The following is a 19,911-nucleotide window of genomic DNA, read 5'->3' as shown; positions in this document are numbered from 1 at the left end:
TGGGTCACCCGGCAGGCAGCGCCGCGCGCATCGCCTTCACCGCGGCGCCCGGGTCGTACCCCTCGGGAACGCCCTCGACCATGATGATGTCGCCCTCGATGTGCCGTGAGCGCAACGGCGCGATCTCCCGGTAGGCCGGCGAGTCCCACCAGGCCCGGGCCTCGGCGATGCCAGGGAAGCCGATCATCACGACGTGGCCCGGCCAGACGCCCTCCTTCACCTCGTGCGGGGTGACGTGCACGAGGTAGCGCCCGCCGTGCGCCTCGAAGGTGCCGGGGAGCCGCTCCATGTACGCGGCGATGTCCGGGTGCGGGGCGGCTTCCTGCAGGTGAGCTATGACATAGGCGGGCATGACGTCCTTCCGGTCAGGAGTTCCGCGCGGGCGTCCGGGCCGGCACACCCCCTCGGACGGCGGCATGACGGAGAGCCGGTCGGCCCGCACCGGCCGGCCGGGCCCTTGCGCGGCCTCAGAAGCTGATCTGGTTGATCGTGTCGGCTATCGAGTTCATGAATCTGTTGATCGACGGCGCCATGCCGGTCGAAGCCAGGAAGAAGCCGAAGAGCACGGCGACGACCGCCGGCCCGCCCTTGAGGGAACCGCCGCGGATGAACACCACCAGGACGATCCCCAGCAGAAGCACCACAGACAGTGAAATGGCCACGACTGATCACACCCTTGGTCGGTCCGCCTTGCCGGCCCGGTGGTGTGCGGCCCAGCACACCTCCGTCGCGCCCATCGTGCCACCAACTGCCCTGTGGATGCTGCCGGGTGAAGAAGAGACATGGCCGGATCGCGCCATCCTCGCGCCCCCGTGCGCCCCTGCGTGATCCGGCGTGGACAGCGCCCTGCGGGGCGCTCGGAGGAATGCTGTGCACCCGCTGTGCACAGGGGAGTTCGGATATCCCCGGGTGTGATCGTTTCCATATCCCCACACTTCATTCACAGGGATTTGCCGGGAGTTCGTGCGACGAAATTCACTCTCGCCAACCACCTGTCGATATGCCCCATTTAAGCGGGATGAATCCCTACCTAACGGGCAGTTGCCGGTGGTTTCACTTACGAATAGCCGGGAACACGCGATATCTCTTGAGAGTTTTACGCATACCGATCGACGGGTCTAAGGTGCATCAGATGTCCCAAGCTCCGAGCGAAATTCAGAGGGCCCCGATCACCCCGGAGAGCCGGGAGTCGGAGCCGAGACACGAGCAGACCCTGACGGCCGCGGAAGCCCCTTCCCGCACCGCCAGGACGGCTCCCGCCGGCACCGCCGCCCCCGCACCGGCCAAGCGCCGCGACGCGTACTTCGACAATGTGAAGTACCTCGCGATCGTGCTCGTCGCCGTCGCGCACGCGTGGGAGCCGGTGATGGACGGCAGCCGCACGACACGAGCGCTCTACATGGTCGTGTACACGTTCCACATGCCGGCGTTCATCCTTGTCTCCGGGTACTTCTCCCGGTCGTTCGACATGAGCTCCGCCAAGGTCAAGCGCCTCGTCACCGGCGTCGCGGTGCCGTACGTGCTCTTCGAGACCGCGTACTCGCTCTTCAAGCGGTACGCCGGCGGGGAGGGTGACGCCCCCATCACCCTGCTCGACCCGCTGTTCCTGACCTGGTTCCTGATCGCCCTGTTCATCTGGCGCGTCACCACGCCGATCTGGCAGTCACTGCGGCATCCGCTGCCGGTCGCGCTCGCCATCGCGGCGCTCGCCTCGGTGACGCCGGGCATCGGTGACGACCTCGATCTCCAGCGCGTCTGCCAGCTGCTGCCCTTCTTCGTGCTCGGTCTGCTGATGAAGCCCGAGCACTTCCAGATGATCCGGCGGCGCGAGGTGCGCCTGGCCGCCGTTCCGGTGTTCGCCGCAACCCTGCTCTTCGCCTACTGGGCCGCGCCGCGCATGCAGCTCGGCTGGTTCTACCGGAGCAACAGCGCCCAGGAGATGGACTTCCCCTGGTGGGCGGGTGTCGTGATGACCCTGGCGATGTTCGGATGCGCCCTGGTCCTCACGATCGCCTTCCTCTCCTGGGTCCCGCGCCGGCACATGTGGTTCACCGCGCTGGGAGCGGGGACGATCTGCGGCTACCTGCTGCACGGCTTCCTCATCCGGGCCGCCGACTACTACGACCTGTTCGAGCACCACACGTGGCTGACGGGCCCCCTGGGCCTGGTCGTCGTCTCCCTCGTCGCGGGGGCCGCCGTGACCCTGCTCTGCACTCCCCCGGTCCGGCGCGTGATGCGCTTCGCCACCGAGCCGGACATGAACTGGGCGTTCCGCAGCAGGAGCCCCGCCAAGCGCTGACCGAGGCTGTCCGGATCGACCCCTTCCCGCGGGGCCGGTCCCGTCGCCGCGTCAGCCGGCCGCGGGGTTGGCTGGATCCCGTCGGTCCGTGGGCCTCACGCCCCCGTCGAGTCCCAACAGGCCGCGCACCTGCGCATACTTCTCGGTCAGCCGGGTACGGGTGGCCGGCTCCAGGACCGCCAGCCGGTCCGGATCCGCGTTGTGCGCGAGATCCGACTCCTTGATCAGCAGCGCGCCGGGCGTGGCGAGAATCCGCCCGGTGTACGTGAAGAGGTCCTCGCCGTCCCGCTTGGTGACGGCGAGGACCATTTCTTTCACCTGCCGGGGCAGGGGTGCCTCGTCCAGCCACTCCCGGGACAGCGCGCCGTCCTCGACCGCGTCGTGCAGCCAGGCTGCGGCCCTCTGCTCCTCGCTGCCGCCCCGGATCCGCACGCCTTCGGCCACCGCCGCCAGATGTTCGGTGTAGGGGCGGCCAGCCTTGTCGGTCTGCCCGCGATGGGCTTCGCGGGCGATCGTCTCCACCTGGGCCAGGGTCAGACACGGGATCGGCATGGGCCGACTGTACGCCCGGCGGCACATCTCCTCGACAGTCCACTTCGGCGGTCCACACGTGCACCCCGAATCGTTCGGTAAACTAATTACTGACGATTCCTTGACGCACTCTTGACCGAACGAAGGAGACAGGCTCATCGGACACGCAGACACGCTCATCGCCATGGGGGGCGCGTTCCTCGCCGCCGCCGTGCTCGCCCGTGTCGGCGGGCGCATCGGACTGCCGACCATCCCCCTGTTCATCCTGGCCGGGATCCTGCTCGGCCCGCACACCCCCGGGGTCGTCCTCCTCGACGACCCCCACGACCTGGAGATGCTCTCCGCGCTCGGTCTGGTGCTGCTGCTCTTCTACCTCGGGCTCGAGTTCCACCTGGACGACCTGAAGAAGGGCGGGCGCAAGATGGCGCTCGCCGGCGGCACCTATCTGGCCCTGAACGTCGGCGCGGGCCTCGGCTTCGGTTTCGCACTGGGCTGGGGGACCTCGGAAGCGCTGGTCCTGGCGGGAGTGCTGGGCATCTCGTCGTCGGCCATCGTCACGAAGGTGCTGGTGGACCTCGGCCGGATCGGCAGTCCCGAGACACGGCCCATCCTCGGCATCATCGTCGTCGAGGACGTCTTCCTCGCCCTCTACCTGGCAGCCCTGCAGCCGATCCTGTCCGGCGCGGACAGCCTCGGGGCGGCGGTGCTCGACGGCGGCAAGGCCTTCGGCTTCCTGCTGCTGCTCGCCGTGATGGCCCGCTTCGGTACGAAGCTCGTCGGCAAGCTGATGAACACCAAGGACGACGAACTCCTCGTCATCTCCTTCCTCGGTGTCGCCGTCTTCGTGGCCGGGGTCTCGGAGTGGTTCGGTGTCGCGGACGCGATCGGCGCGTTCATGGTCGGCCTGATGCTGGGCAGCACCACCTCGGGCGCCCGCATCCTGAAGCTGGTCCACCCCCTGAGGGACGCGTTCGGTGCGATCTTCTTCTTCGCCTTCGGACTGTCCATCAACCCGGGCGACCTGCCGAGCGTGCTGTGGCCGGTGCTGGCCGCCGTCGCGGTGACCGTGGCGATGAACGTGTTCGCCGGGATGGCCACGGCCCGGATCTACGCCTTCGGCCCCCAGGCCACGGCGAACATCTCCACCACCCTGTTGGCGCGCGGTGAGTTCGCGTTGATCCTCGCCACGATGGCGGCCGGCGCGGGTCTGGACGAGCGGCTCTCGCCGTTCATCGCCGGCTACGTGCTGCTGCTCGCGGTGCTGTCACCGCTGGCGGCCGGCCGCTCGCACTGGCTCGCCCGGATCCTGCCCGGAGGGCGCGCGCGGGACCAGGAGACCGAGAAGGAGGCGGTACCGGTCTGAGGCGCCGACGCCCCGGGTGCGAGGCAGCGTCCGCGCACCCGGGGACGGGACGCCTGGGGCGAGGCACCTGGAACGGGACACCGGGCGGACGGGATGCCTGGACGGGAAATCCGGCCGCCGGTACGCCTGGAGGACGCCGGGCCGCCGGAACGCCGGGAACGGGACGCCCCGACGGACGGGACCCCCTCGATGGCTCCACGTTCGGGTGACGAGCGAAGGCTGCATTGACGCCTGTGCCGTTTGTGCCGGTTCGTGAACGTCAGGCGCGGCGGGACAGCAGCAACAGCGCACGGTCGTCGTTGACGTCCTTCGCGCAGGCCTCGATCAGATGCCAGGCCGCGCCCTCGAAGCTCGTCGCGACGTAGCGGTCGGCCTCGCCGGTCAGCCGGTCGATGCCGTCGGCGATGTCCCGGTCGGAGGCCTCCACCAGGCCGTCCGTGAAGAGCATCAGGACGTCCCCGGGGGCCAGCGATCCCTTCACCGCGTCGAACTCCGCCCCGTCGTAGACGCCCAGGAGCGGGCCCTCGGCGGCCTTCTCCTCCCACAGGCCGTTGCCGGCGTGCAGTTGCAGGGCGGGCGGATGGCCGGCCGAGAGGAGTTCGTAGTCGCCGGACTCCAGGTCGAGGACGAGATGGATGGAGGTGGCGAATCCCTCGTCCCAGTCCTGGCGCAGCAGATAGCCGTTGGCCGCCGGCAGGAATCCGTGCGGCGGCAGGGACCCCAGGAGGCCGCCGAAGGCGCCGGACAGCAGGAGGGCGCGGGAACCCGCGTCCATGCCCTTGCCGGAGACGTCGGTGAGCACCACTTCCAGGGTGCGGCCGCCGTTGGTGCGGGCGGCGACGACGAAGTCCCCGGAGAAGGACTGGCCGCCCGCGGGGCGGAGCGCCATCTCGCGGTGCCAGCCCTCGGGCAGCCGCGGCAGGGCGCTCTGGACCCGGATCCGCTCGCGCAGGTCGAAGAGCATCGTGCCGCCGCGGCGCCACGGCACCCCGACCCTGGCACGGAACTGGGCCAGGACCAGCCCGAAGAAGCCGCAGGCCGCGACGACCAGGACGGTGCCCGGTGTGACCCGGGCGGGCCCGTCCGCGTAGGGGCCGAGGGCTATGGACTCCACGATCAGGGCGGCGGCCGCGGTCGCGTAGAGACTCAGCAGGCTGGCCGGCCGCAGGAGCAGGCCGCCGGCGACGATCGGCAGGGCCAGGGCGGTCGGGGAGCACCAGACGGGGTTGAGCAGCGTCACGCAGGTGATCACGGGGATGACGATCAGCAGACCGGCCAGGGCTATCCAGTCGGAGCCGTCACCCCGGAAGTAGTCGACGCCGGACCTGCGCAGCGCGATGCGCGCCCGGTGCATCGATCTTCGCCACCGGGCGGGGTAGGTGTCTGCTCCTCTGCGACGGGCCATTGTTGGGGACCTTATCCATCCGACGGCCTCCGGTGCAGGGGGACCCCGTGACAATGTGTTCGAAACGGGTTCGCCAGGGCCTCGCGGCCCTGGTAAGCAGGGCCCATGACTACGGAACTGCGGGTGCTGTCGGCGGCGGAATGGGATGCCTGGTTCGGCTGTCTCGAGTTGGCGTTCGGCGGCGTCCCCTTCGCGCCCGAGAGCCGTGAGATGTACGCCGCCCTGGCCGAGCCGCAGCGTGCGATCGCCCACTGGGACGGCGCGGACTGCGTGGGGACGGCCGGGGCGTACAGCTTCCGCCTGACCGTGCCCGGCGGGGCCGCGGTGCCGGCCGCGGGGGTCACGGGGGTGAGCGTCTCCACGACCCACCGCAGGCAGGGGCTGCTGACGTCGATGATGCGGCGTCAGCTGGACGACGTCCGTTCCTGGGGCGAGCCGCTCGCGGTGCTGCTGGCGTCGGAGCCCGAGATCTACGGCCGGTTCGGCTACGGCGCGGCCACGGCCGAGATGAACCTGAGGATCGACACCTCCCGGGTCCGCCTCACGCTGCCCCCGGGCACGGACGGGGTCCGGGTGCGCCGGTCTTCCCCGGAGCAGGCGCTCGGCGCCTGCGAGGCCGTGTACGGGCAGCTCGCGGCGGCCCGGCCCGGTGGCCTCCTGCGCCGGCCCGGATGGGAGCGGACGCCGGTGAACGACCCGGAGAGCAGGCGGCAGGGCGGCTCCCCGTTGCAGTGCGTCCTCGTGGAGCGGGACGGCGAGGTGACGGGATACGTCACGTTCCACCTGAGGCCCGCGTGGGAGGATGCCGGGCCCCGGGGAACCGTGGCGGTGCGGGACCTCGCGGCGCTGGACCCCGCGTCGTACGCGGCGCTGTGGCGCTTCCTCTTCGGGATCGACCTGACCTCGGTCGTCGAGTGCCACAACCGGCCTGCGGACGACGCCGTGCTCCGGCTGGTCTCCGACGTCCGCCGCTGCGACGTGCGGCTGCGGGACGGGATGTACGTGCGGGTGGTCGAGGTGGGCGCGGCGCTGGAGGCGCGGAGCTACCGGGCGCCGGTGGACGTGGTGCTGGACGTGGAGGACGCCTTCTGCCCCTGGAACGAGGGGCGCTGGCGGCTGACGGCGGACGCGAAGGGTGCGGCCACCTGCCGGCGGACGGACGACGAGCCCGAACTCGCCCTTTCCGCCTCCTCGTTGGGGTCCGCCTATCTCGGCGGGGTGTCCCTGACGACGTTGGCCTCGGCGGGGCTGGTGCAGGAGTTGCGGGCGGGTGCGCTGGCCGCGGCCGCCCTGGCGTTCTCCGCGGACGTGGAGCCGTGGTGCCCGCACGGGTTCTGACCCCGGTCTGACCCGGCGGGCTGTCTACCGGGCCGGTACGGGCGGCTGGCAGGCCGGGCACCAGAAGAGGTTGCGGGCCGCCAGCTCCGCCGTGCGGATCCCGGTGCCGCAGATGTGGCAGGCCTGCCTGGCGCGCCGGTAGACGTACACCTCGCCGCCGTGGTCGTCGACGCGCGGGGGCCGGCCCATCGCCTCGGGCAGGTGCTCGGGGCGGACCGTGTCGATGCGGTTGTTCCGCACCCCCTCGCGCATGAGTGCGCCGAGGTCGCTCCAGATCGCGTCCCACTCGCCCCGTGAGAGGTCCTTGCCGGGGCGGTAGGGGTCGATCCCGTGCCGGAAGAGAACCTCCGCCCGGTAGACGTTGCCGACGCCCGCGACGACCTTCTGGTCCATCAGCAGGGCGGCGACCGTCACGCGGCTGCGGGAGATCCGCTGCCAGGCGCGCTCGCCGTCCTCGTCGGCGCGCAGCGGGTCCGGGCCGAGCCGGTCGTGTATCGCGCGCTTCTCGGGGGCGGTGATCAGGGCGCAGGTGGTGGGGCCGCGCAGGTCGGCGTGGTGGGCGGCGTTGAGCAGCCGCAGCCGGACGGTGCCGGCGGGCGGGGGCGCGGGGACGCCGCCGAAGCCGAGCTTGCCGAAGAGGCCGAGGTGGATGTGGACCCAGACCGAGCCCTCGAAGCCCAGGAACAGGTGCTTGCCGTGGGCGTCGACGCCGGTGAGGGTCCGGCCGTCGAGCAGGGCAGCGCTGTCGGAGAACGTGCCCTGGGGGCTGCTCACCCGCACCGGTCCGCCCGCGAACCGCTCGTGGTGGTCCGCGGCGAGGCGGTGGATCGTATGCCCCTCGGGCACGGCGGGTCTCCTGGTAACGCGCTCGTGCCGCCGGGAACGGTCCCGGCGGCACGAGGGAGGCGGGTGCGGGGCGGTTCAGCCCTGCTGCGGGTGGTGGGCCGGGATCGGGGGGAGCTCGCCGGTGTTCTCGTACGCCGTGAGCATGTCGATGCGGCGGGTGTGGCGCTCCTCACCGGAGTACGGGGTGTCGAGGAAGATCTCGACGAACCTGGTGGACTCCTCCACGGTGTGCATCCGGCCGCCGACGGCCACGACGTTGGCGTCGTTGTGCTCACGGCCGAGCGCGGCGGTCTGCTCGCTCCAGGCGAGCGCGGCGCGGACGCCCTTGACCTTGTTGGCGGCGATCTGCTCGCCGTTGCCGGAGCCGCCGATGACGATGCCGAGGCTGCCCTTGTCCGCGGCCGTCCGTTCGGCGGCGCGGAGGCAGAACGGCGGATAGTCGTCCTGGGCGTCGTAGATGTGGGGACCGCAGTCGACGGCCTCGTGGCCGTGGGCGGTGAGCCACTCGACGAGGTGGTTCTTCAGTTCGAGGCCGGCATGGTCGGAGCCGAGGTACACGCGCATGGAGCGAAGTGTGGCACGGGCGGGGCGGGGTAACCGTCAGCGGGGTCGGGAGCGGCCGGGCTTTTCGCGGGCCGTCCGGTCCGGGATCACGGCCTGTGCGCAATCCCACTCGGGCAACAATCAGGTCAAGGAACCGGATGAAGGGGTTCCGCATCCGGGCTCGGCCGGGCTTGAATGCGTGGCCTTGCCTCCGCACCACCCCCGCGCAGGCAAGAACCCGACACACGTGATCAGAAAACGTAAGGATTCGATCCATGACGTCGCAGACGACTCTGGCCGGGCCGGGCCAACAGCCCGGCGAGCCGGGTAAGCCTGACTCCCCGGACGGGCTCCAGGCCGGTCTCAAGAACCGTCACCTCTCGATGATCGCCATCGGCGGCGTCATCGGAGCGGGCCTCTTCGTCGGCTCCGGAGCCGGCATCGCCGCGGCGGGACCGGCCATCCTCCTGTCGTACGCCCTGGTCGGCGCGATGGTCGTCTTCGTCATGCGGATGCTGGGCGAGATGGCCGTCGCCCGCCCGAGCTCCGGGTCCTTCTCCGCGTACGCGGACCGGGCCCTGGGCCGCTGGGCCGGCTTCTCCATCGGCTGGCTGTACTGGTTCTTCTGGGTCGTGGTGCTCGCCGTCGAGGCCACGGCGGGTGCCAAGATCCTGGAGAGCTGGGTCCCCGGCGTCCCCCAGTGGGCCTGGGCCCTGATCGTCATGGTGGTGCTGACCGCGACCAACCTGGTCTCCGTCGGCTCGTACGGCGAGTTCGAGTTCTGGTTCGCCGGGATCAAGGTGGTGGCGATCGGCGCGTTCGTCGTCGTCGGCCTGCTCGCCGTCTTCGGCGTGCTGCCCGGCTCGGACCACGCGGGATCGGGCCTCTCCCACCTCACGGACACCGGCGGGTTCTTCCCCGAGGGGCCGGGCGCCATCCTCACGGGTGTGCTGATGGTCGTCTTCTCCTTCATGGGCAGCGAGATCGTGACGCTGGCGGCCGGTGAGTCCGAGAACCCGCAGCGGGCCGTCTCCAAGGCCACCAACAGCGTGATCTGGCGTATCGCCATCTTCTACCTGGGCTCGATCTTCGTCGTCCTCACCCTGCTGCCGTGGAACGACCCCTCGATCGTCGAGGACGGTTCGTACGTGGCCGCGCTGAACGTCATCGGCATCCCGCACGCCGGCCAGGTCATGGACGTCATCGTGCTGACCGCCGTGCTCTCCTGCCTGAACTCCGGCCTCTACACCGCCTCGCGCATGGCCTTCTCGCTGGGACAGCGGGGAGACGCACCCAAGGCGTTCTCCAAGGTCAACAAGCGCGGTGTGCCGCAGGCGGCGATCCTGTCGTCCGTCGTGTTCGGCTTCGTCGCGGTGTTCTTCAACTACCAGTGGCCCGACACCGTGTTCGCGTTCCTGCTGAACTCCTCCGGTGCGGTCGCCCTGTTCGTCTGGCTGGTCATCTGCTTCACCCAGCTCCGGATGCGCGGCATCATCCTGCGCGAGACGCCCGAGAAGCTCATCGTGAAGATGTGGCTCTTCCCGTACCTGACCTGGGCGACGATCGCGATGATCTCCTTCGTCCTCGTCTACATGCTGACCGACGACGCCGGGCGCGAGCAGGTGCTGCTCTCGCTGCTGGTCGCGGCCCTGGTCGTGGGGATCTCGCTGGTGCGCGACGCCCGTGCCCGGAAGGCGAGGGCGGCGGCGCCGGTCGAGTGACCGTCAGCCATACCTGACGGCGGATGTCAGGTATACCCGGAAGGCTCTCCCCGCCCCGCGATCCCGCGAGCGAACGGAGAGCCTTCCTCATGTCCGCCACCCCCGCTGTCGACAGCTTCCAGACCGGCTTCACCCTCGACCCCGATGTCCTGGTCGAGGCGTCCTCCGCCGACGAGGTACGGGACGCGGTGCGGGACGCCGCCGCGCGCGGCCTGCCCGTCTCCGTCCACGCGACCGGCCACGGGCTGCCCGGTCCCGTCGAGGGCGGGATGCTGGTCAGCACCCGCCGGATGGACTCCGTGACGGTCGATCCCGGGCGCCGCACCGCCCGCGTCGGCGCGGGCGCGACCTGGGGCGCGGTGATCGCGGCGGCGGCGCCGCACGGACTCGCGCCGCTGAACGGCTCGTCGCCGGGGGTGGGCGCCGTCTCGTACACCCTGGGCGGCGGCCTGTCCCTCCTGGCGAGGGAGTTCGGCTACGCCGCCGACCGGGTCCGCTCACTGGACGTGGTGACCGCCGACGGCGTCCTGCGCCACGTCACCCCGGAGAGCGAGCCCGGCCTCTTCTGGGGGCTGCGGGGCGGCGGGCACCGGCTGGGCGTCGTGACGGGCCTGGAGATCGGGCTGGTGGAGGTGGCGCGGCTGTACGGCGGCTCGCTGGCCTTCGACGGGAGCGCGGCCCCGGAGGTGCTGCGGCGCTGGCTGGAGTGGACCCGTACGGTCCCGGAGACCTGCACCTCCTCGGTGGCGGCCCTGCGCTACCCGGACATGCCGCAGCTGCCCGAGACGCTGCGCGGCCGGTACGTGGTCTCGGTGCGCGTCGCGTCCACCGGTACGGCGGCGGACGGCGAGGCACTGGTGGCGCCGTTGCGGGAGATCGGGCCCGCGCTCTCGGACTCGCTGCGGGAGATGCCGTACACCGACAGCCACACCGTCCACAGCGACCCGCCGTTCCCGCACGCCTACCACGGCGAGGGGCTGATGCTCCGCGACCTGGACGCCGGGACCGCCGCGCGGGTGCTGGAGCTGACCGGGCCGAAGGCCCCGATGATGACCGTGGTCCAGCTCAACCACCTGGGCGGCGCGCTGTCCGCCCGGCCCGCCGAGGACAGCGCGGTGCCCTACCGGGAGGCGGGTTTCCTGCTGCGGCTGCTGTCACCGCTGGACGGTACGGACGTGGCGGCGGTCCGGGCCCTGTACGCGGAGGTGGCCGGGGAGACGGCGCCGTACACCCTGGGCCACTCGCTCAACTTCTCCTTCGGCGGCGGGGACCGCGCGGAGACGTACCGGGACTGCCACGGCCCCGGGACGCGCGAGAGGCTCGCCGGTCTGGTGTCGCGCCACGACCCGGCGAGCCTCTTCGGTGGTCCCTACGGCGTCAGCCGCGACGCCCGATGAGCTTCCAGGAGGCGGGCAGCGCCCCCATGGCCAGCGCCGCCTTGAGGGCGTCGCCGATCAGGAAGGGCACCAGCCCGGCCGCGACGGCGGCGCTCATCGACATCCCGGTGGAGAGTGCCAGGTACGGGACGCCGACGGCGTAGATGACCAGGGAGCCGACCACCATCGTGCCCGCGGTGCGCAGGACGGACCGGTCACCGCCACGGCGGGCCAGCCCGCCGACGACGGTGGCGGCCAGGAGCATGCCGAGGACGTAGCCGAAGGAGGCTCCGCCCGGGCCCGAGGAGCCCTCGGAGAACCACGGCATGCCGGCCATGCCGACGAGCGCGTACAGGGCGAGGGACAGGAAGCCGCGGCGGGCGCCGAGCGCGGTGCCGATGAGCAGGGCGGCGAAGGTCTGGCCGGTGACGGGGACCGGGGAGCCGGGGACGGGCACGGCGATCTGGGCCGCGATGCCGGTGAGGACGGCACCACCGACGACCAGCGCCGTGTCCACGGCGTAGCGGTGCCGGGCTGCGGGCAGCAGGTCGGCGAGGACCGCTCCGGAACGGACGGGGGCGGCAGCTGTGCTCATCGGGGACTCCGCGGGTGAGGTCGGCAGGCAGGACTGAGGGTGACGTTAGCCGACACCCTGTCGCCGGATCACCATCAGCCGCCCACAAAGCGGCGGTTGAGGGTCTAGTCGGGTTCGGACAAAGAGCGTTGCGCAATCGCGCGAGGGCGTGATGCTGGTCACTGAGGTGGGGGTGTGCCCGGACCTCCGTTGGGGAAAGGCCGCGGAGCCGTGAGACTGTAGGTTCCCCATAAATGATCCGAGAGTGATCCGCAGCTCATGCACGACGCGCCCCCCACGCCCTCCCCCGTACGCCCCGAACCCCTGGCCCACGGTCTGAAGCAGCGCCATCTCACGATGCTCGGCCTGGGCGGGGTGATCGGCGCCGGGCTCTTCGTCGGCTCGGGCGCCGGGATCGCGGTCGCCGGACCCGCCGTCGTCGTCTCGTACCTGATCGCGGGCGTGCTCGCGATGCTGGTGATGCGGATGCTCGGCGAGATGTCGGCGGCGATGCCCGCCTCCGGCTCCTTCTCCGTGCACGCGGAGCGCGCCCTGGGCCGCTGGGCGGGGTTCAGCGTGGGGTGGCTGTACTGGTTCATGCTGGTGGTGGTGCTCGCCGTGGAGGCGACGGCCGCCGCGCAGATCGCGCACGGCTGGGTGCCCGCGGTGGACCAGTGGCTCTGGGTGCTGCTGTTCATGGTGGTGTTCACCGTGGCCAACCTGACGGCCGTGAAGAACTTCGGCGAGTTCGAGTTCTGGTTCGCAGCGCTCAAGGTGACCGCGATCGTGGCCTTCCTCGTCCTCGGCCTGCTGGCGGTCCTCGGAGTCCTGCCGGACACCGACCCGGTGGGGCTGACGAACCTCACGGGCCGGGGCGGCTTCCTCCCCAACGGCTGGGACGGTGTGGTCTCCGGCGTGCTCACCGTGGTGTTCGCCTTCGGCGGGCTGGAGGTCGTGACCATCGCCGCGGCCGAGACCGACGATCCCGCGCGCGCGGTGGGGCGTGCGGTGCGCAGCGCGGTCGTGCGCATCCTCTTCTTCTACGTCGGTTCGATGCTGGTGATCGTGACCGTGCTGCCGTGGACCGCGCAGCAGGCCGGACTCAGCCCGTACGTGAAGGTCCTGGACTCCGTCGGGGTGCCGTCGGCCGGGCAGATCATGAACATCGTGGTGTTCGTGGCGCTGCTCTCGGCCCTCAACGCCAATCTGTACGGCTCGTCCCGGATGGTCTTCTCGCTGGCCGAGCGCGGTGAGGCTCCGCGCGGGCTGCTGAAGGTGTCGGGGGGCGGGGGCGGCGGTGTGCCCCGCAGGGCCGTGCTGGCGTCGGTGGCCTTCGGTTTCGTCTCCGTCCTGCTCAATCTCGGGTGGCCCGACACCGTCTTCCTCTACATGCTCAACTCGGTCGGCGCGGTCCTGCTGTTCGTCTGGGGTCTGATCGCCGCCTCCCAGCTGCGGCTGCGCCGGCGGCTGGAGAGGGAGGCGCCGGGCGCGCTGGAGCTGCGGATGTGGTGCTTCCCGTGGCTGACCTGGGTGACCCTGGCCGGCCTGGTGGGCGTCCTGCTGCTGATGCTGACCGACGACGCCGCCCGTCCGCAGGTGCTCTGGTCGGCCGGTGCCACCGGGCTGGTGCTGCTCGTGGCGGCCGTACGGGAGCTGCGGGCGAGGGCGTAGGCGGGTGAGCACCTTGTGTGAGCCTGGTGACCGTATAGCGGACACGTGTTCCCTGTGAGCGGGGCTGGTGGCCAGACTGTGGGCCACCCCTGTCCCGACCAGTGAACTGAGCCCGTCCATGTCCCGGACCTCCGCGCCTCCCCCCACGGACGCAGCCGCCCCCACCGCCGACTCCGCGCTCACGCACGGCCTCAAGCAGCGACACCTGTCGATGATCGCTCTGGGCGGGGTGATCGGCGCCGGGCTCTTCGTCGGTTCGGGTGCGGGCATCGCGGCGGCCGGTCCCTCGATCGTCGTCGCGTACGCGGTCTCCGGGCTGCTGGTCATGTTCGTGATGCGGATGCTCGGCGAGATGTCGGCGGCCAATCCCGCGTCCGGGTCCTTCTCCGTGCACGCGGAGCGGGCGATCGGCCCGTGGGCGGGCTTCACCGCCGGGTGGTCGTTCTGGGTGCTGCTCTGTGTCGCCGTCGGCCTGGAGGGCATCGGCGCCGCGCAGATCGTGACGGGCTGGCTGCCGGGCACGCCGGAGTGGGCCTGGGTCGCCCTGTTCATGGTGATCTTCCTCGGCACGAATCTCGCCGCCGTGAAGAACTTCGGCGAGTTCGAGTTCTGGTTCGCCGCGCTGAAGGTCGTCGCGATCACGCTCTTCCTGGTGCTCGGCGTCCTCGCGATCCTGGGCGTGCTCCCCGGCACGGACTCCCCCGGCGCCTCGAACCTCACCGGGGACGGCGGTTTCATGCCGCACGGCTCCGAGGGGCTCATCATCGGCCTGCTCGCCTCCGTCTTCGCTTACGGCGGCCTGGAGACGGTCACCATCGCGGCGGCCGAGTCCGAGAACCCGGTGCAGGGCGTCGCCAGGGCGGTGCGTACGGCGATGTGGCGCATCGCCGTCTTCTACATCGGCTCGATGGCGGTCATCGTCACCCTCGTGCCGTGGGACGACCCCGCGGTCGCCGAGGTCGGGCCGTTCTACGCGATGCTCGACCACCTCGGCATCGCCGGCGCCGCCGAGATCATGAACGTGGTCATCTTCGTCGCCCTGCTCTCCGCGATGAACGCCAACATCTACGGCGCCTCGCGCATGGCCTGCTCCCTCGTCGCCCGGGGCCAGGGCCCCAAGGTGCTCGGCAGGGTCTCCTCGGGCGTCCCGCGCAACGCGGTGCTCGTCTCCTCGGTCTTCGGCTTCCTCTGCGTCCTCCTCAGCTACTGGCGGCCCGACGACGTCTTCCCCTGGCTCCTCAACATGATCGGCGCGGTGATCCTCGTCGTCTGGATCTTCATCGCCGTCTCCCAGCTGATCCTGCGCAAGCGGCTGGAGCGCGAGGCCCCGGAGCGGCTGGTCGTACGGATGTGGCTCTTCCCGGTCCTGACGATCGTGGCGCTCGCGGCCATGGCCGGCATCTTCGTCCTGATGCTCCGCCAGCCCGACACCCGCGACCAGCTGCTGGCGACCGGGATCCTGACCGCGGTGCTGATCGTGATCGGCCTGGTGCGGCAGAAGCGGGCGGAGCGCCGCGCGCCGGCCGGGAGCTGAGCGCGCGGAGCCGTACGCGCTCAGCCCGCCCGGGCCCGCAGGAGCACCTCGGCCGCCTCGGTCCGGAAGTAGAGGACCGAGCGGCCGGCCCGTCGGCGCCCGGCCAGACCCGCGTCCAGCAGCACCTTCAGGTGCCGGCCGACCGACCCCAGACCCTGGCCGGTGAGCGCGACCAGCTCCGTGGTGCTCCTGGGCCGGTCGAGCAGCACCAGGACACCGGCCCGCGCGGGCCCGAGCAGCCGGCCGAGGCTGTCCGGGACGGCGGGCCGGTCCGCGTCCGCCATGGCCCCCGAGCAGGCGTGGACCACCGCGTACCGCCTTGCGGCCGCGTCCCAGGAGACCCAGCCCTGGCGCGGCGTGACGGGGACGAACACCAGCTCCGCCCCGGCGAGTTCGCGTGGCGGGTAGTCACGCGGGTTGACCTGGAGCCGGCTGCCACCGAGCCAGCGCATGCCCGGACTCATCTCCTCCAGCGCGGCGGCCCAGCCGCCCTGGCTCAGCTGTCCGGCACGGGCGACCCTCTCTCCGTCGATGATCCGGCGGCGGCGTGGCCAGTCCGGTAGCACGACGCGCTCCCACACCCATTCCAGCAGGCCGGCAGCGCGCTGCGGCAGATCGGACCGGTCGAGTGCCGCCGGGAGCGGTCCCCCCTCGCACACCTCCAGGTCGGCGCGGGCACGGTCGGGGGACGTCTCGCGCACCCGGGCCAGCTCCTGGGCGAAGGTGACCGCGCCGGTGGGCGTGGGGGTGAGGAAATCCGCGATCCAGTCGCCGCCGAGGCCGGTCCGTACGAGCTGGGCGGTGCCCGGGTCCTCGGCGAGACGCCTGCGGTAGGCGGGCCGGTGGGCGTCGAACCACCTGCGTTCGGCCGGGTGGGAGGGCGTCCCGCGCTCCAGCGCCTGGAGCGTCGCCGTGGTCTCGGACAGTTCCGACACGACGAAGCGCCCGGCGGCCAGCGTGTCCGCGTTGACCTGCCACCAGCCCATGTTTCGCACCCCCGCGAAACAGTAACGGCCGTGGGGCGCGCGTGCCGAGACTCCCCGGCATGCTCACCTACCGCGCCCTGTTCCACGTGCCGCAGTTCGGCCCCCTCTTCGTGACGAGCGCCCTGCAGGGCGCCGCGTCGACGACGAGCGGACTGGCCCTGGGCGTCCTCGTGTTCACCAGCACGGGATCGCCCCTGCTCTCCGCCCTCTCCATGTTCGGCGCGTCCCTCGCCCAGCTGGCCGGCGCGACCCTCCTCATGTCGGCGGCCGACCGACTGCCGCCGCGCGCGGCGCTGAGCGGCGCCGCCCTCGCCTTCGGGCTCGGCACCGCGCTGCTGGCCGTGCCCGGCCTGCCGCTGCCCCTGATGTTCGCGGTGGTCCTGAGCGAGGGCGTCCTCGCGGCGGTGGCCGGCGGCGTGCGGTACGGGCTGCTCCACGAGGTGCTGCCCAGGGAGGGCTTCCTCCTGGGGCGTTCGGTGCTGAACATGTGCGCGGGCACCATGCAGATCTGCGGCTACGCGGCCGGGGGCGTCCTGGTGGCCGTGCTGTCGCCGCGCGGGACACTGCTCGTCGGGGCCGCCCTGTACGCGGCCGGTGCGGCGGCCGCCCGCCTCGGCCTCGCCCGTCGTCCGCCCCGGGCCGCGGGGCGGCCGTCGGTGGGAGAGACCTGGCGGACCAACGCGCTGCTCTGGTCCTCGGCTCCCCGGCGGCGGGTCCTTCTCTCGCTGTGGCTGCCCAACGGGCTGGTCGTCGGCTGCGAGTCGCTGTTCGTGCCCTACCGGCCCGACCGGGCCGGACTGCTCTTCGCCTGCGCGGCGCTCGGGATGCTCGTCGGGGACACGGTGACGGGACGGTTCGTACCGGCGCGGTGGCGCGGCCGGCTGGCCACTCCCCTGCTCCTGCTGCTCGCGGCCCCCTATCTGCTCTTCGCCCTGCGGCCCTCCCTGCCTCTGGCCCTGGTCCTCGCGGCCGTGGCCTCCACCGGATTCTCGGCGAGCCTCGTCCTCCAGGAGCGTCTGATGGCCCTGACCCCGGACGCGATGACCGGCCAGGCGCTCGGCCTGCACTCCTCCGGGATGCTCGCCGTGCAGGGTGTCGCGGCGACGCTCGCCGGCGCCCTCGCCCAGCGCTGCTCCCCCGCGACGGCGATCGCGGTGTCGGCCGCGGCCTCGATCGCGGTGACGCTGGCCCTGGCACCGGGGGCGGGGCGGAACCCGGGGGCGCCGCTCACGAAGGCGCGTCGAGTGCGATCCTGAGCAGCGGCAGTTCGCGCCCCGGGATCGACCCGGAAGGCGTGGCTCCGATCCGTACGGCTCCCCTCGCCGCGTAGAACGGCTCGGCGTGCGGGTCCGCGTCGATGGTGAGCGCCTCGAAGCCGAGCCGGCCGGCCCGCGTCATGGTCTGCTCGAACAGGAGTCTGCCGACGCCGCGGCCCATGGCGCCGGGCTCGACGAACATCATGGCGAGTACGCCCTCGGGTGGTTCCCCCGACAGGGTGGTGAAGCCCAGGATGTGCCCGTCCTCCTCGGCGACCAGCGTGCGTCCGCCGGCCGTGTCACCCGGCAGGACGGTCAGTTCGTCGCGGCAGGCGGCCATGAAGGCCTTGTCGTACCCCCAGTGCGCCTTCGAACGCAGGGCCAGAGCGGTCAGCTGGGCGGCTTCCGTGGGCCGCCCCGGTCGCACCCGCATGCCTTCCTCCTCCGTCGCCTGCCGAGTACCGTACGCGGGGCCGTACATGAGTGAGCAAGGTTCCGTCCGCCCCGGCGTGACCCCGTGTGGCTCCGGTGGTCGCTCCGTGCCCACCGAGGAGCCCCCGTGTCCTTCCAGCACCCGCGCCGCCGCTCGGTCATCCTGGCGACGGCCGCCCTCTCCGCCGCAGCCGCGGCCCCCGCCGCAGCCTCCGGACCGCAGGGGGGCCGGAGAGGCCCGCTCGTCATCGGCCACCGGGGAGCAGCCGGCTGGCGGCCCGAACACACCGCTTCCGCCTACACCTTCGCGGTGCGGTCCGGGGCCGACTGGATCGAGCCCGACCTGGTCCCCACGAAGGACCACATCCTGGTGGTGCGCCACGAGAACGAGATCTCCGGCACGACGGACGTGGCCCGCCACCCGGAGTTCGCCGGCCGCCGCACGACCAGGACCGTGGACGGCCGCGCCGTCACCGGCTGGTTCACCGAGGACTTCACCCTCGCCGAGCTGAAGACGCTACGGGCGGTGGAGCGGCTGCCCCTGGTCCGCAACCGCAACACGGTCTTCGACGGGCGCGAGGCGGTCATGACCTTCCAGGAGGTCGTCGACCTGGCCCGGGCCCTCTCCAAGGAGCACGGCCGCCGGATCGCCGTCTTCCCGGAGACGAAGCACCCGACGTACTTCCGCTCGGCGGGCCTCCCTCTGGAGCCGGAGCTGATCCGGCTCGTCCGCCGCAACCGGCTGACCGCACGCGACTGCGTCGTCCAGTCCTTCGAGCCGTCCAGCCTCCGCGAGATCGCCGCGGCACGTCTCGGCCTCCCTCTCTGGCAGGCGCTGGGGACGGCCGGCGGGCCGTTCGGCCATCCGGAGACGTACGCGGAGATGATGACGCCGGCCGGGCTGCGCGAGATCGCCTCCTACGCCCGGTGGATCGGCCCGGACAAGTCCTCGCTGGTGCCGCCGTCCACCCTGCTGGCCGACGCCCACTCCGCCGGCCTCGCTGTCGGGGCGTACACCTTCCGCGCCGAGAACCAGTTCCTCCCCGCCGCGTACCGGAAGGGCACCGCGCCGAACGACTTCGGGGACGCGTTCGCCGAGTACGCCTTCCACTTCGGGCAGGGGGTCGACGCCGTGGTGACGGACTTCCCCGACCTGGCGGCGAGCGCGCGCGACGGCCTCGGGGCGTAGGACCGAAGGCTGATCACCTTCGCGCCCTCCTCCTGCTAGCCTGCACTTGCGAACAACTTGCAATAACCACCAGGTAGCAGTTGGAGGGTTCGAACCCATGGCCACGTACACGCTTCCGGAACTCCCGTACGACTACGCGGCGCTCGAACCGGTCATCAACCCGCAGATCATCGAGCTCCACCACGACAAGCACCACGCCGCGTACGTGAAGGGTGCGAACGACACCCTGGAGCAGCTGGAAGAGGCGCGCGACAAGGAAGCCTGGGGTGCGATCAACGGCCTCCAGAAGAACCTCGCCTTCCACCTCTCCGGCCACATCCTGCACTCGATCTACTGGCACAACATGACCGGTGACGGTGGCGGCGAGCCCCTGGCCGCGGACGGTGTGGGCGACCTCGCCGACGCGATCACGGAGTCCTTCGGCTCCTACGCCGGCTTCAAGTCCCAGCTGACGAAGGCCGCGGCGACCACGCAGGGCTCCGGCTGGGGCGTCCTCGCCTACGAGCCGGTCAGCGGCCGGCTGATCGTCGAGCAGGTCTACGACCACCAGGGCAACGTCGGCCAGGGCTCCGTCCCGGTCCTGGTCTTCGACGCCTGGGAGCACGCCTTCTACCTGCAGTACAAGAACCAGAAGGTGGACTTCATCGAGGCGATGTGGCGTGTCGTCAACTGGCAGGACGTGGCGAAGCGTTACGCCGCCGCCAAGGAGCGCGCGGACGTGCTGCTGCTCGCCCCCTGACGGCCCCGAGCGTCCTGCCTCGTGATCGTCTTCTCAACCTTCACCCGGCAGGCGGATGAACGGAGAACCCCCGCGAGGACATGACTCGCGGGGGTTCTCCCATGGGCG

Annotated in this window: 19 protein-coding genes; 10 read left to right on the top strand and 9 right to left on the bottom strand. The window is 71.6% G+C overall.

The features are described 5' to 3' along the window. Positions 1–4 precede the first annotated feature (4 nt). Complete coding sequence (locus tag ACFC51_RS07540) at positions 5–352, bottom strand: DUF1330 domain-containing protein (protein WP_376373877.1); 348 nt, start codon at positions 350–352, stop codon at positions 5–7. Between the two features lie 115 nt (positions 353–467). Then, positions 468–662 carry a hypothetical protein gene (locus ACFC51_RS07535; protein WP_069172794.1) on the bottom strand — a complete coding sequence of 65 codons (195 nt, stop codon included), beginning with the start codon at positions 660–662 and terminating at the stop codon, positions 468–470. 470 nt (positions 663–1,132) lie between these two features. On the opposite strand from ACFC51_RS07535, the gene ACFC51_RS07530 reads away from it, so the two are divergent. Next, positions 1,133–2,299, top strand: coding sequence for an acyltransferase family protein (locus ACFC51_RS07530; RefSeq protein ID WP_376373880.1), 1,167 nt, complete (start codon positions 1,133–1,135; stop codon positions 2,297–2,299). A 51-nt stretch (positions 2,300–2,350) separates the two neighbouring features. Here the strand turns inward: ACFC51_RS07530 and ACFC51_RS07525 are convergent, their stop codons facing one another. Further along, entirely contained in the window at positions 2,351–2,851 is a 501-nt protein-coding gene (locus ACFC51_RS07525; RefSeq protein ID WP_376373882.1) for an HD domain-containing protein, read from the bottom strand. Between the two features lie 163 nt (positions 2,852–3,014). Here ACFC51_RS07525 and ACFC51_RS07520 point away from each other — a divergent pair, with 163 nt between their 5' ends. After that, on the top strand, positions 3,015–4,193 hold the full coding sequence (locus ACFC51_RS07520; RefSeq protein ID WP_376527483.1) for a cation:proton antiporter: 1,179 nt from the start codon (positions 3,015–3,017) through the stop codon (positions 4,191–4,193). Between the two features lie 259 nt (positions 4,194–4,452). Here ACFC51_RS07520 and ACFC51_RS07515 read toward each other — a convergent pair whose 3' ends face one another. Further along, positions 4,453–5,598: a PP2C family protein-serine/threonine phosphatase gene (locus tag ACFC51_RS07515; RefSeq protein WP_376373887.1), complete on the bottom strand. Its 1,146-nt coding sequence runs from the start codon at positions 5,596–5,598 to the stop codon at positions 4,453–4,455. Positions 5,599–5,703: 105 nt separating this feature from the next. Between ACFC51_RS07515 and ACFC51_RS07510 the strand changes: the two genes are divergently transcribed. Then, on the top strand, positions 5,704–6,936 hold the full coding sequence (locus tag ACFC51_RS07510) for a GNAT family N-acetyltransferase (protein ID WP_376527480.1): 1,233 nt from the start codon (positions 5,704–5,706) through the stop codon (positions 6,934–6,936). A 24-nt stretch (positions 6,937–6,960) separates the two neighbouring features. Here the strand turns inward: ACFC51_RS07510 and ACFC51_RS07505 are convergent, their stop codons facing one another. Continuing rightward, the gene (locus ACFC51_RS07505) at positions 6,961–7,782 is read right to left on the bottom strand and encodes an Fpg/Nei family DNA glycosylase (protein ID WP_376373892.1); all 822 of its coding nucleotides are present in this window, start codon (positions 7,780–7,782) and stop codon (positions 6,961–6,963) included. Positions 7,783–7,857: 75 nt separating this feature from the next. Beyond that, positions 7,858–8,346, bottom strand: coding sequence for a ribose-5-phosphate isomerase (locus ACFC51_RS07500; RefSeq protein WP_376373894.1), 489 nt, complete (start codon positions 8,344–8,346; stop codon positions 7,858–7,860). 254 nt (positions 8,347–8,600) lie between these two features. On the opposite strand from ACFC51_RS07500, the gene ACFC51_RS07495 reads away from it, so the two are divergent. Continuing rightward, positions 8,601–10,046 carry an amino acid permease gene (locus ACFC51_RS07495; RefSeq protein ID WP_376373895.1) on the top strand — a complete coding sequence of 482 codons (1,446 nt, stop codon included), beginning with the start codon at positions 8,601–8,603 and terminating at the stop codon, positions 10,044–10,046. Positions 10,047–10,135: 89 nt separating this feature from the next. Further along, positions 10,136–11,443: an FAD-binding oxidoreductase gene (locus ACFC51_RS07490; RefSeq protein WP_376373897.1), complete on the top strand. Its 1,308-nt coding sequence runs from the start codon at positions 10,136–10,138 to the stop codon at positions 11,441–11,443. On the opposite strand, the gene ACFC51_RS07485 is transcribed toward ACFC51_RS07490, so the two are convergent. Then, a complete protein-coding gene (locus ACFC51_RS07485) occupies positions 11,424–12,017 on the bottom strand; it encodes a biotin transporter BioY (protein WP_376373900.1) in 594 nt (197 codons plus the stop codon). The two genes, ACFC51_RS07490 and ACFC51_RS07485, sit on opposite strands and share 20 nt — an antisense overlap. A 258-nt stretch (positions 12,018–12,275) precedes the next feature. Between ACFC51_RS07485 and ACFC51_RS07480 the strand changes: the two genes are divergently transcribed. Then, entirely contained in the window at positions 12,276–13,667 is a 1,392-nt protein-coding gene (locus tag ACFC51_RS07480; protein ID WP_376527478.1) for an amino acid permease, read from the top strand. 118 nt (positions 13,668–13,785) lie between these two features. Then, on the top strand, positions 13,786–15,201 hold the full coding sequence (locus ACFC51_RS07475) for an amino acid permease (RefSeq protein ID WP_376373905.1): 1,416 nt from the start codon (positions 13,786–13,788) through the stop codon (positions 15,199–15,201). Positions 15,202–15,221: 20 nt separating this feature from the next. Here the strand turns inward: ACFC51_RS07475 and ACFC51_RS07470 are convergent, their stop codons facing one another. Continuing rightward, positions 15,222–16,187: an ArsR/SmtB family transcription factor gene (locus ACFC51_RS07470; RefSeq protein ID WP_376527475.1), complete on the bottom strand. Its 966-nt coding sequence runs from the start codon at positions 16,185–16,187 to the stop codon at positions 15,222–15,224. 59 nt (positions 16,188–16,246) lie between these two features. On the opposite strand from ACFC51_RS07470, the gene ACFC51_RS07465 reads away from it, so the two are divergent. After that, positions 16,247–17,443: an MFS transporter gene (locus tag ACFC51_RS07465; protein ID WP_376373910.1), complete on the top strand. Its 1,197-nt coding sequence runs from the start codon at positions 16,247–16,249 to the stop codon at positions 17,441–17,443. Here the strand turns inward: ACFC51_RS07465 and ACFC51_RS07460 are convergent. Further along, complete coding sequence (locus ACFC51_RS07460; RefSeq protein WP_376527472.1) at positions 17,415–17,876, bottom strand: GNAT family N-acetyltransferase; 462 nt, start codon at positions 17,874–17,876, stop codon at positions 17,415–17,417. The two genes, ACFC51_RS07465 and ACFC51_RS07460, sit on opposite strands and share 29 nt — an antisense overlap. A gap of 126 nt (positions 17,877–18,002) precedes the next feature. On the opposite strand from ACFC51_RS07460, the gene ACFC51_RS07455 reads away from it, so the two are divergent. Together ACFC51_RS07455 and ACFC51_RS07450 are read left to right on the top strand one after the other, a co-directional pair. After that, positions 18,003–19,064 (top strand): glycerophosphodiester phosphodiesterase family protein, encoded by a 1,062-nt coding sequence (locus ACFC51_RS07455; protein ID WP_376373915.1) that lies wholly within the window; start codon positions 18,003–18,005, stop codon positions 19,062–19,064. 97 nt (positions 19,065–19,161) lie between these two features. After that, positions 19,162–19,803 carry a superoxide dismutase gene (locus ACFC51_RS07450; protein WP_376373918.1) on the top strand — a complete coding sequence of 214 codons (642 nt, stop codon included), beginning with the start codon at positions 19,162–19,164 and terminating at the stop codon, positions 19,801–19,803. The last annotated feature ends 108 nt before the right edge of the window (positions 19,804–19,911 follow it).

It is taken from the genome of Streptomyces sp. NPDC055962 (assembly GCF_042270185.1).
Classification (GTDB): domain Bacteria; phylum Actinomycetota; class Actinomycetes; order Streptomycetales; family Streptomycetaceae; genus Streptomyces.
The sequence above is the reverse complement of the archived record's forward strand: the minus strand, read 5'-3'. Positions and strand labels throughout refer to the sequence as shown.

Excerpts from the sequence above, each read along its gene's own strand:
- ACFC51_RS07540 (WP_376373877.1), bottom strand. The coding sequence starts at position 352 with ATGCCCGCCTATGTCATAGCTCACCTGCAGGAAGCCGCCCCGCACCCG.
- ACFC51_RS07530 (WP_376373880.1), top strand. The coding sequence starts at position 1,133 with ATGTCCCAAGCTCCGAGCGAAATTCAGAGGGCCCCGATCACCCCGGAG.
- ACFC51_RS07525 (WP_376373882.1), bottom strand. The coding sequence starts at position 2,851 with ATGCCGATCCCGTGTCTGACCCTGGCCCAGGTGGAGACGATCGCCCGC.
- ACFC51_RS07520 (WP_376527483.1), top strand. The coding sequence starts at position 3,015 with ATGGGGGGCGCGTTCCTCGCCGCCGCCGTGCTCGCCCGTGTCGGCGGG.
- ACFC51_RS07515 (WP_376373887.1), bottom strand. The coding sequence starts at position 5,598 with ATGGCCCGTCGCAGAGGAGCAGACACCTACCCCGCCCGGTGGCGAAGA.
- ACFC51_RS07510 (WP_376527480.1), top strand. The coding sequence starts at position 5,704 with ATGACTACGGAACTGCGGGTGCTGTCGGCGGCGGAATGGGATGCCTGG.
- ACFC51_RS07500 (WP_376373894.1), bottom strand. The coding sequence starts at position 8,346 with ATGCGCGTGTACCTCGGCTCCGACCATGCCGGCCTCGAACTGAAGAAC.
- ACFC51_RS07495 (WP_376373895.1), top strand. The coding sequence starts at position 8,601 with ATGACGTCGCAGACGACTCTGGCCGGGCCGGGCCAACAGCCCGGCGAG.
- ACFC51_RS07490 (WP_376373897.1), top strand. The coding sequence starts at position 10,136 with ATGTCCGCCACCCCCGCTGTCGACAGCTTCCAGACCGGCTTCACCCTC.
- ACFC51_RS07485 (WP_376373900.1), bottom strand. The coding sequence starts at position 12,017 with ATGAGCACAGCTGCCGCCCCCGTCCGTTCCGGAGCGGTCCTCGCCGAC.
- ACFC51_RS07480 (WP_376527478.1), top strand. The coding sequence starts at position 12,276 with ATGCACGACGCGCCCCCCACGCCCTCCCCCGTACGCCCCGAACCCCTG.
- ACFC51_RS07475 (WP_376373905.1), top strand. The coding sequence starts at position 13,786 with ATGTCCCGGACCTCCGCGCCTCCCCCCACGGACGCAGCCGCCCCCACC.
- ACFC51_RS07470 (WP_376527475.1), bottom strand. The coding sequence starts at position 16,187 with ATGGGCTGGTGGCAGGTCAACGCGGACACGCTGGCCGCCGGGCGCTTC.
- ACFC51_RS07465 (WP_376373910.1), top strand. The coding sequence starts at position 16,247 with ATGCTCACCTACCGCGCCCTGTTCCACGTGCCGCAGTTCGGCCCCCTC.
- ACFC51_RS07460 (WP_376527472.1), bottom strand. The coding sequence starts at position 17,876 with ATGCGGGTGCGACCGGGGCGGCCCACGGAAGCCGCCCAGCTGACCGCT.
- ACFC51_RS07450 (WP_376373918.1), top strand. The coding sequence starts at position 19,162 with ATGGCCACGTACACGCTTCCGGAACTCCCGTACGACTACGCGGCGCTC.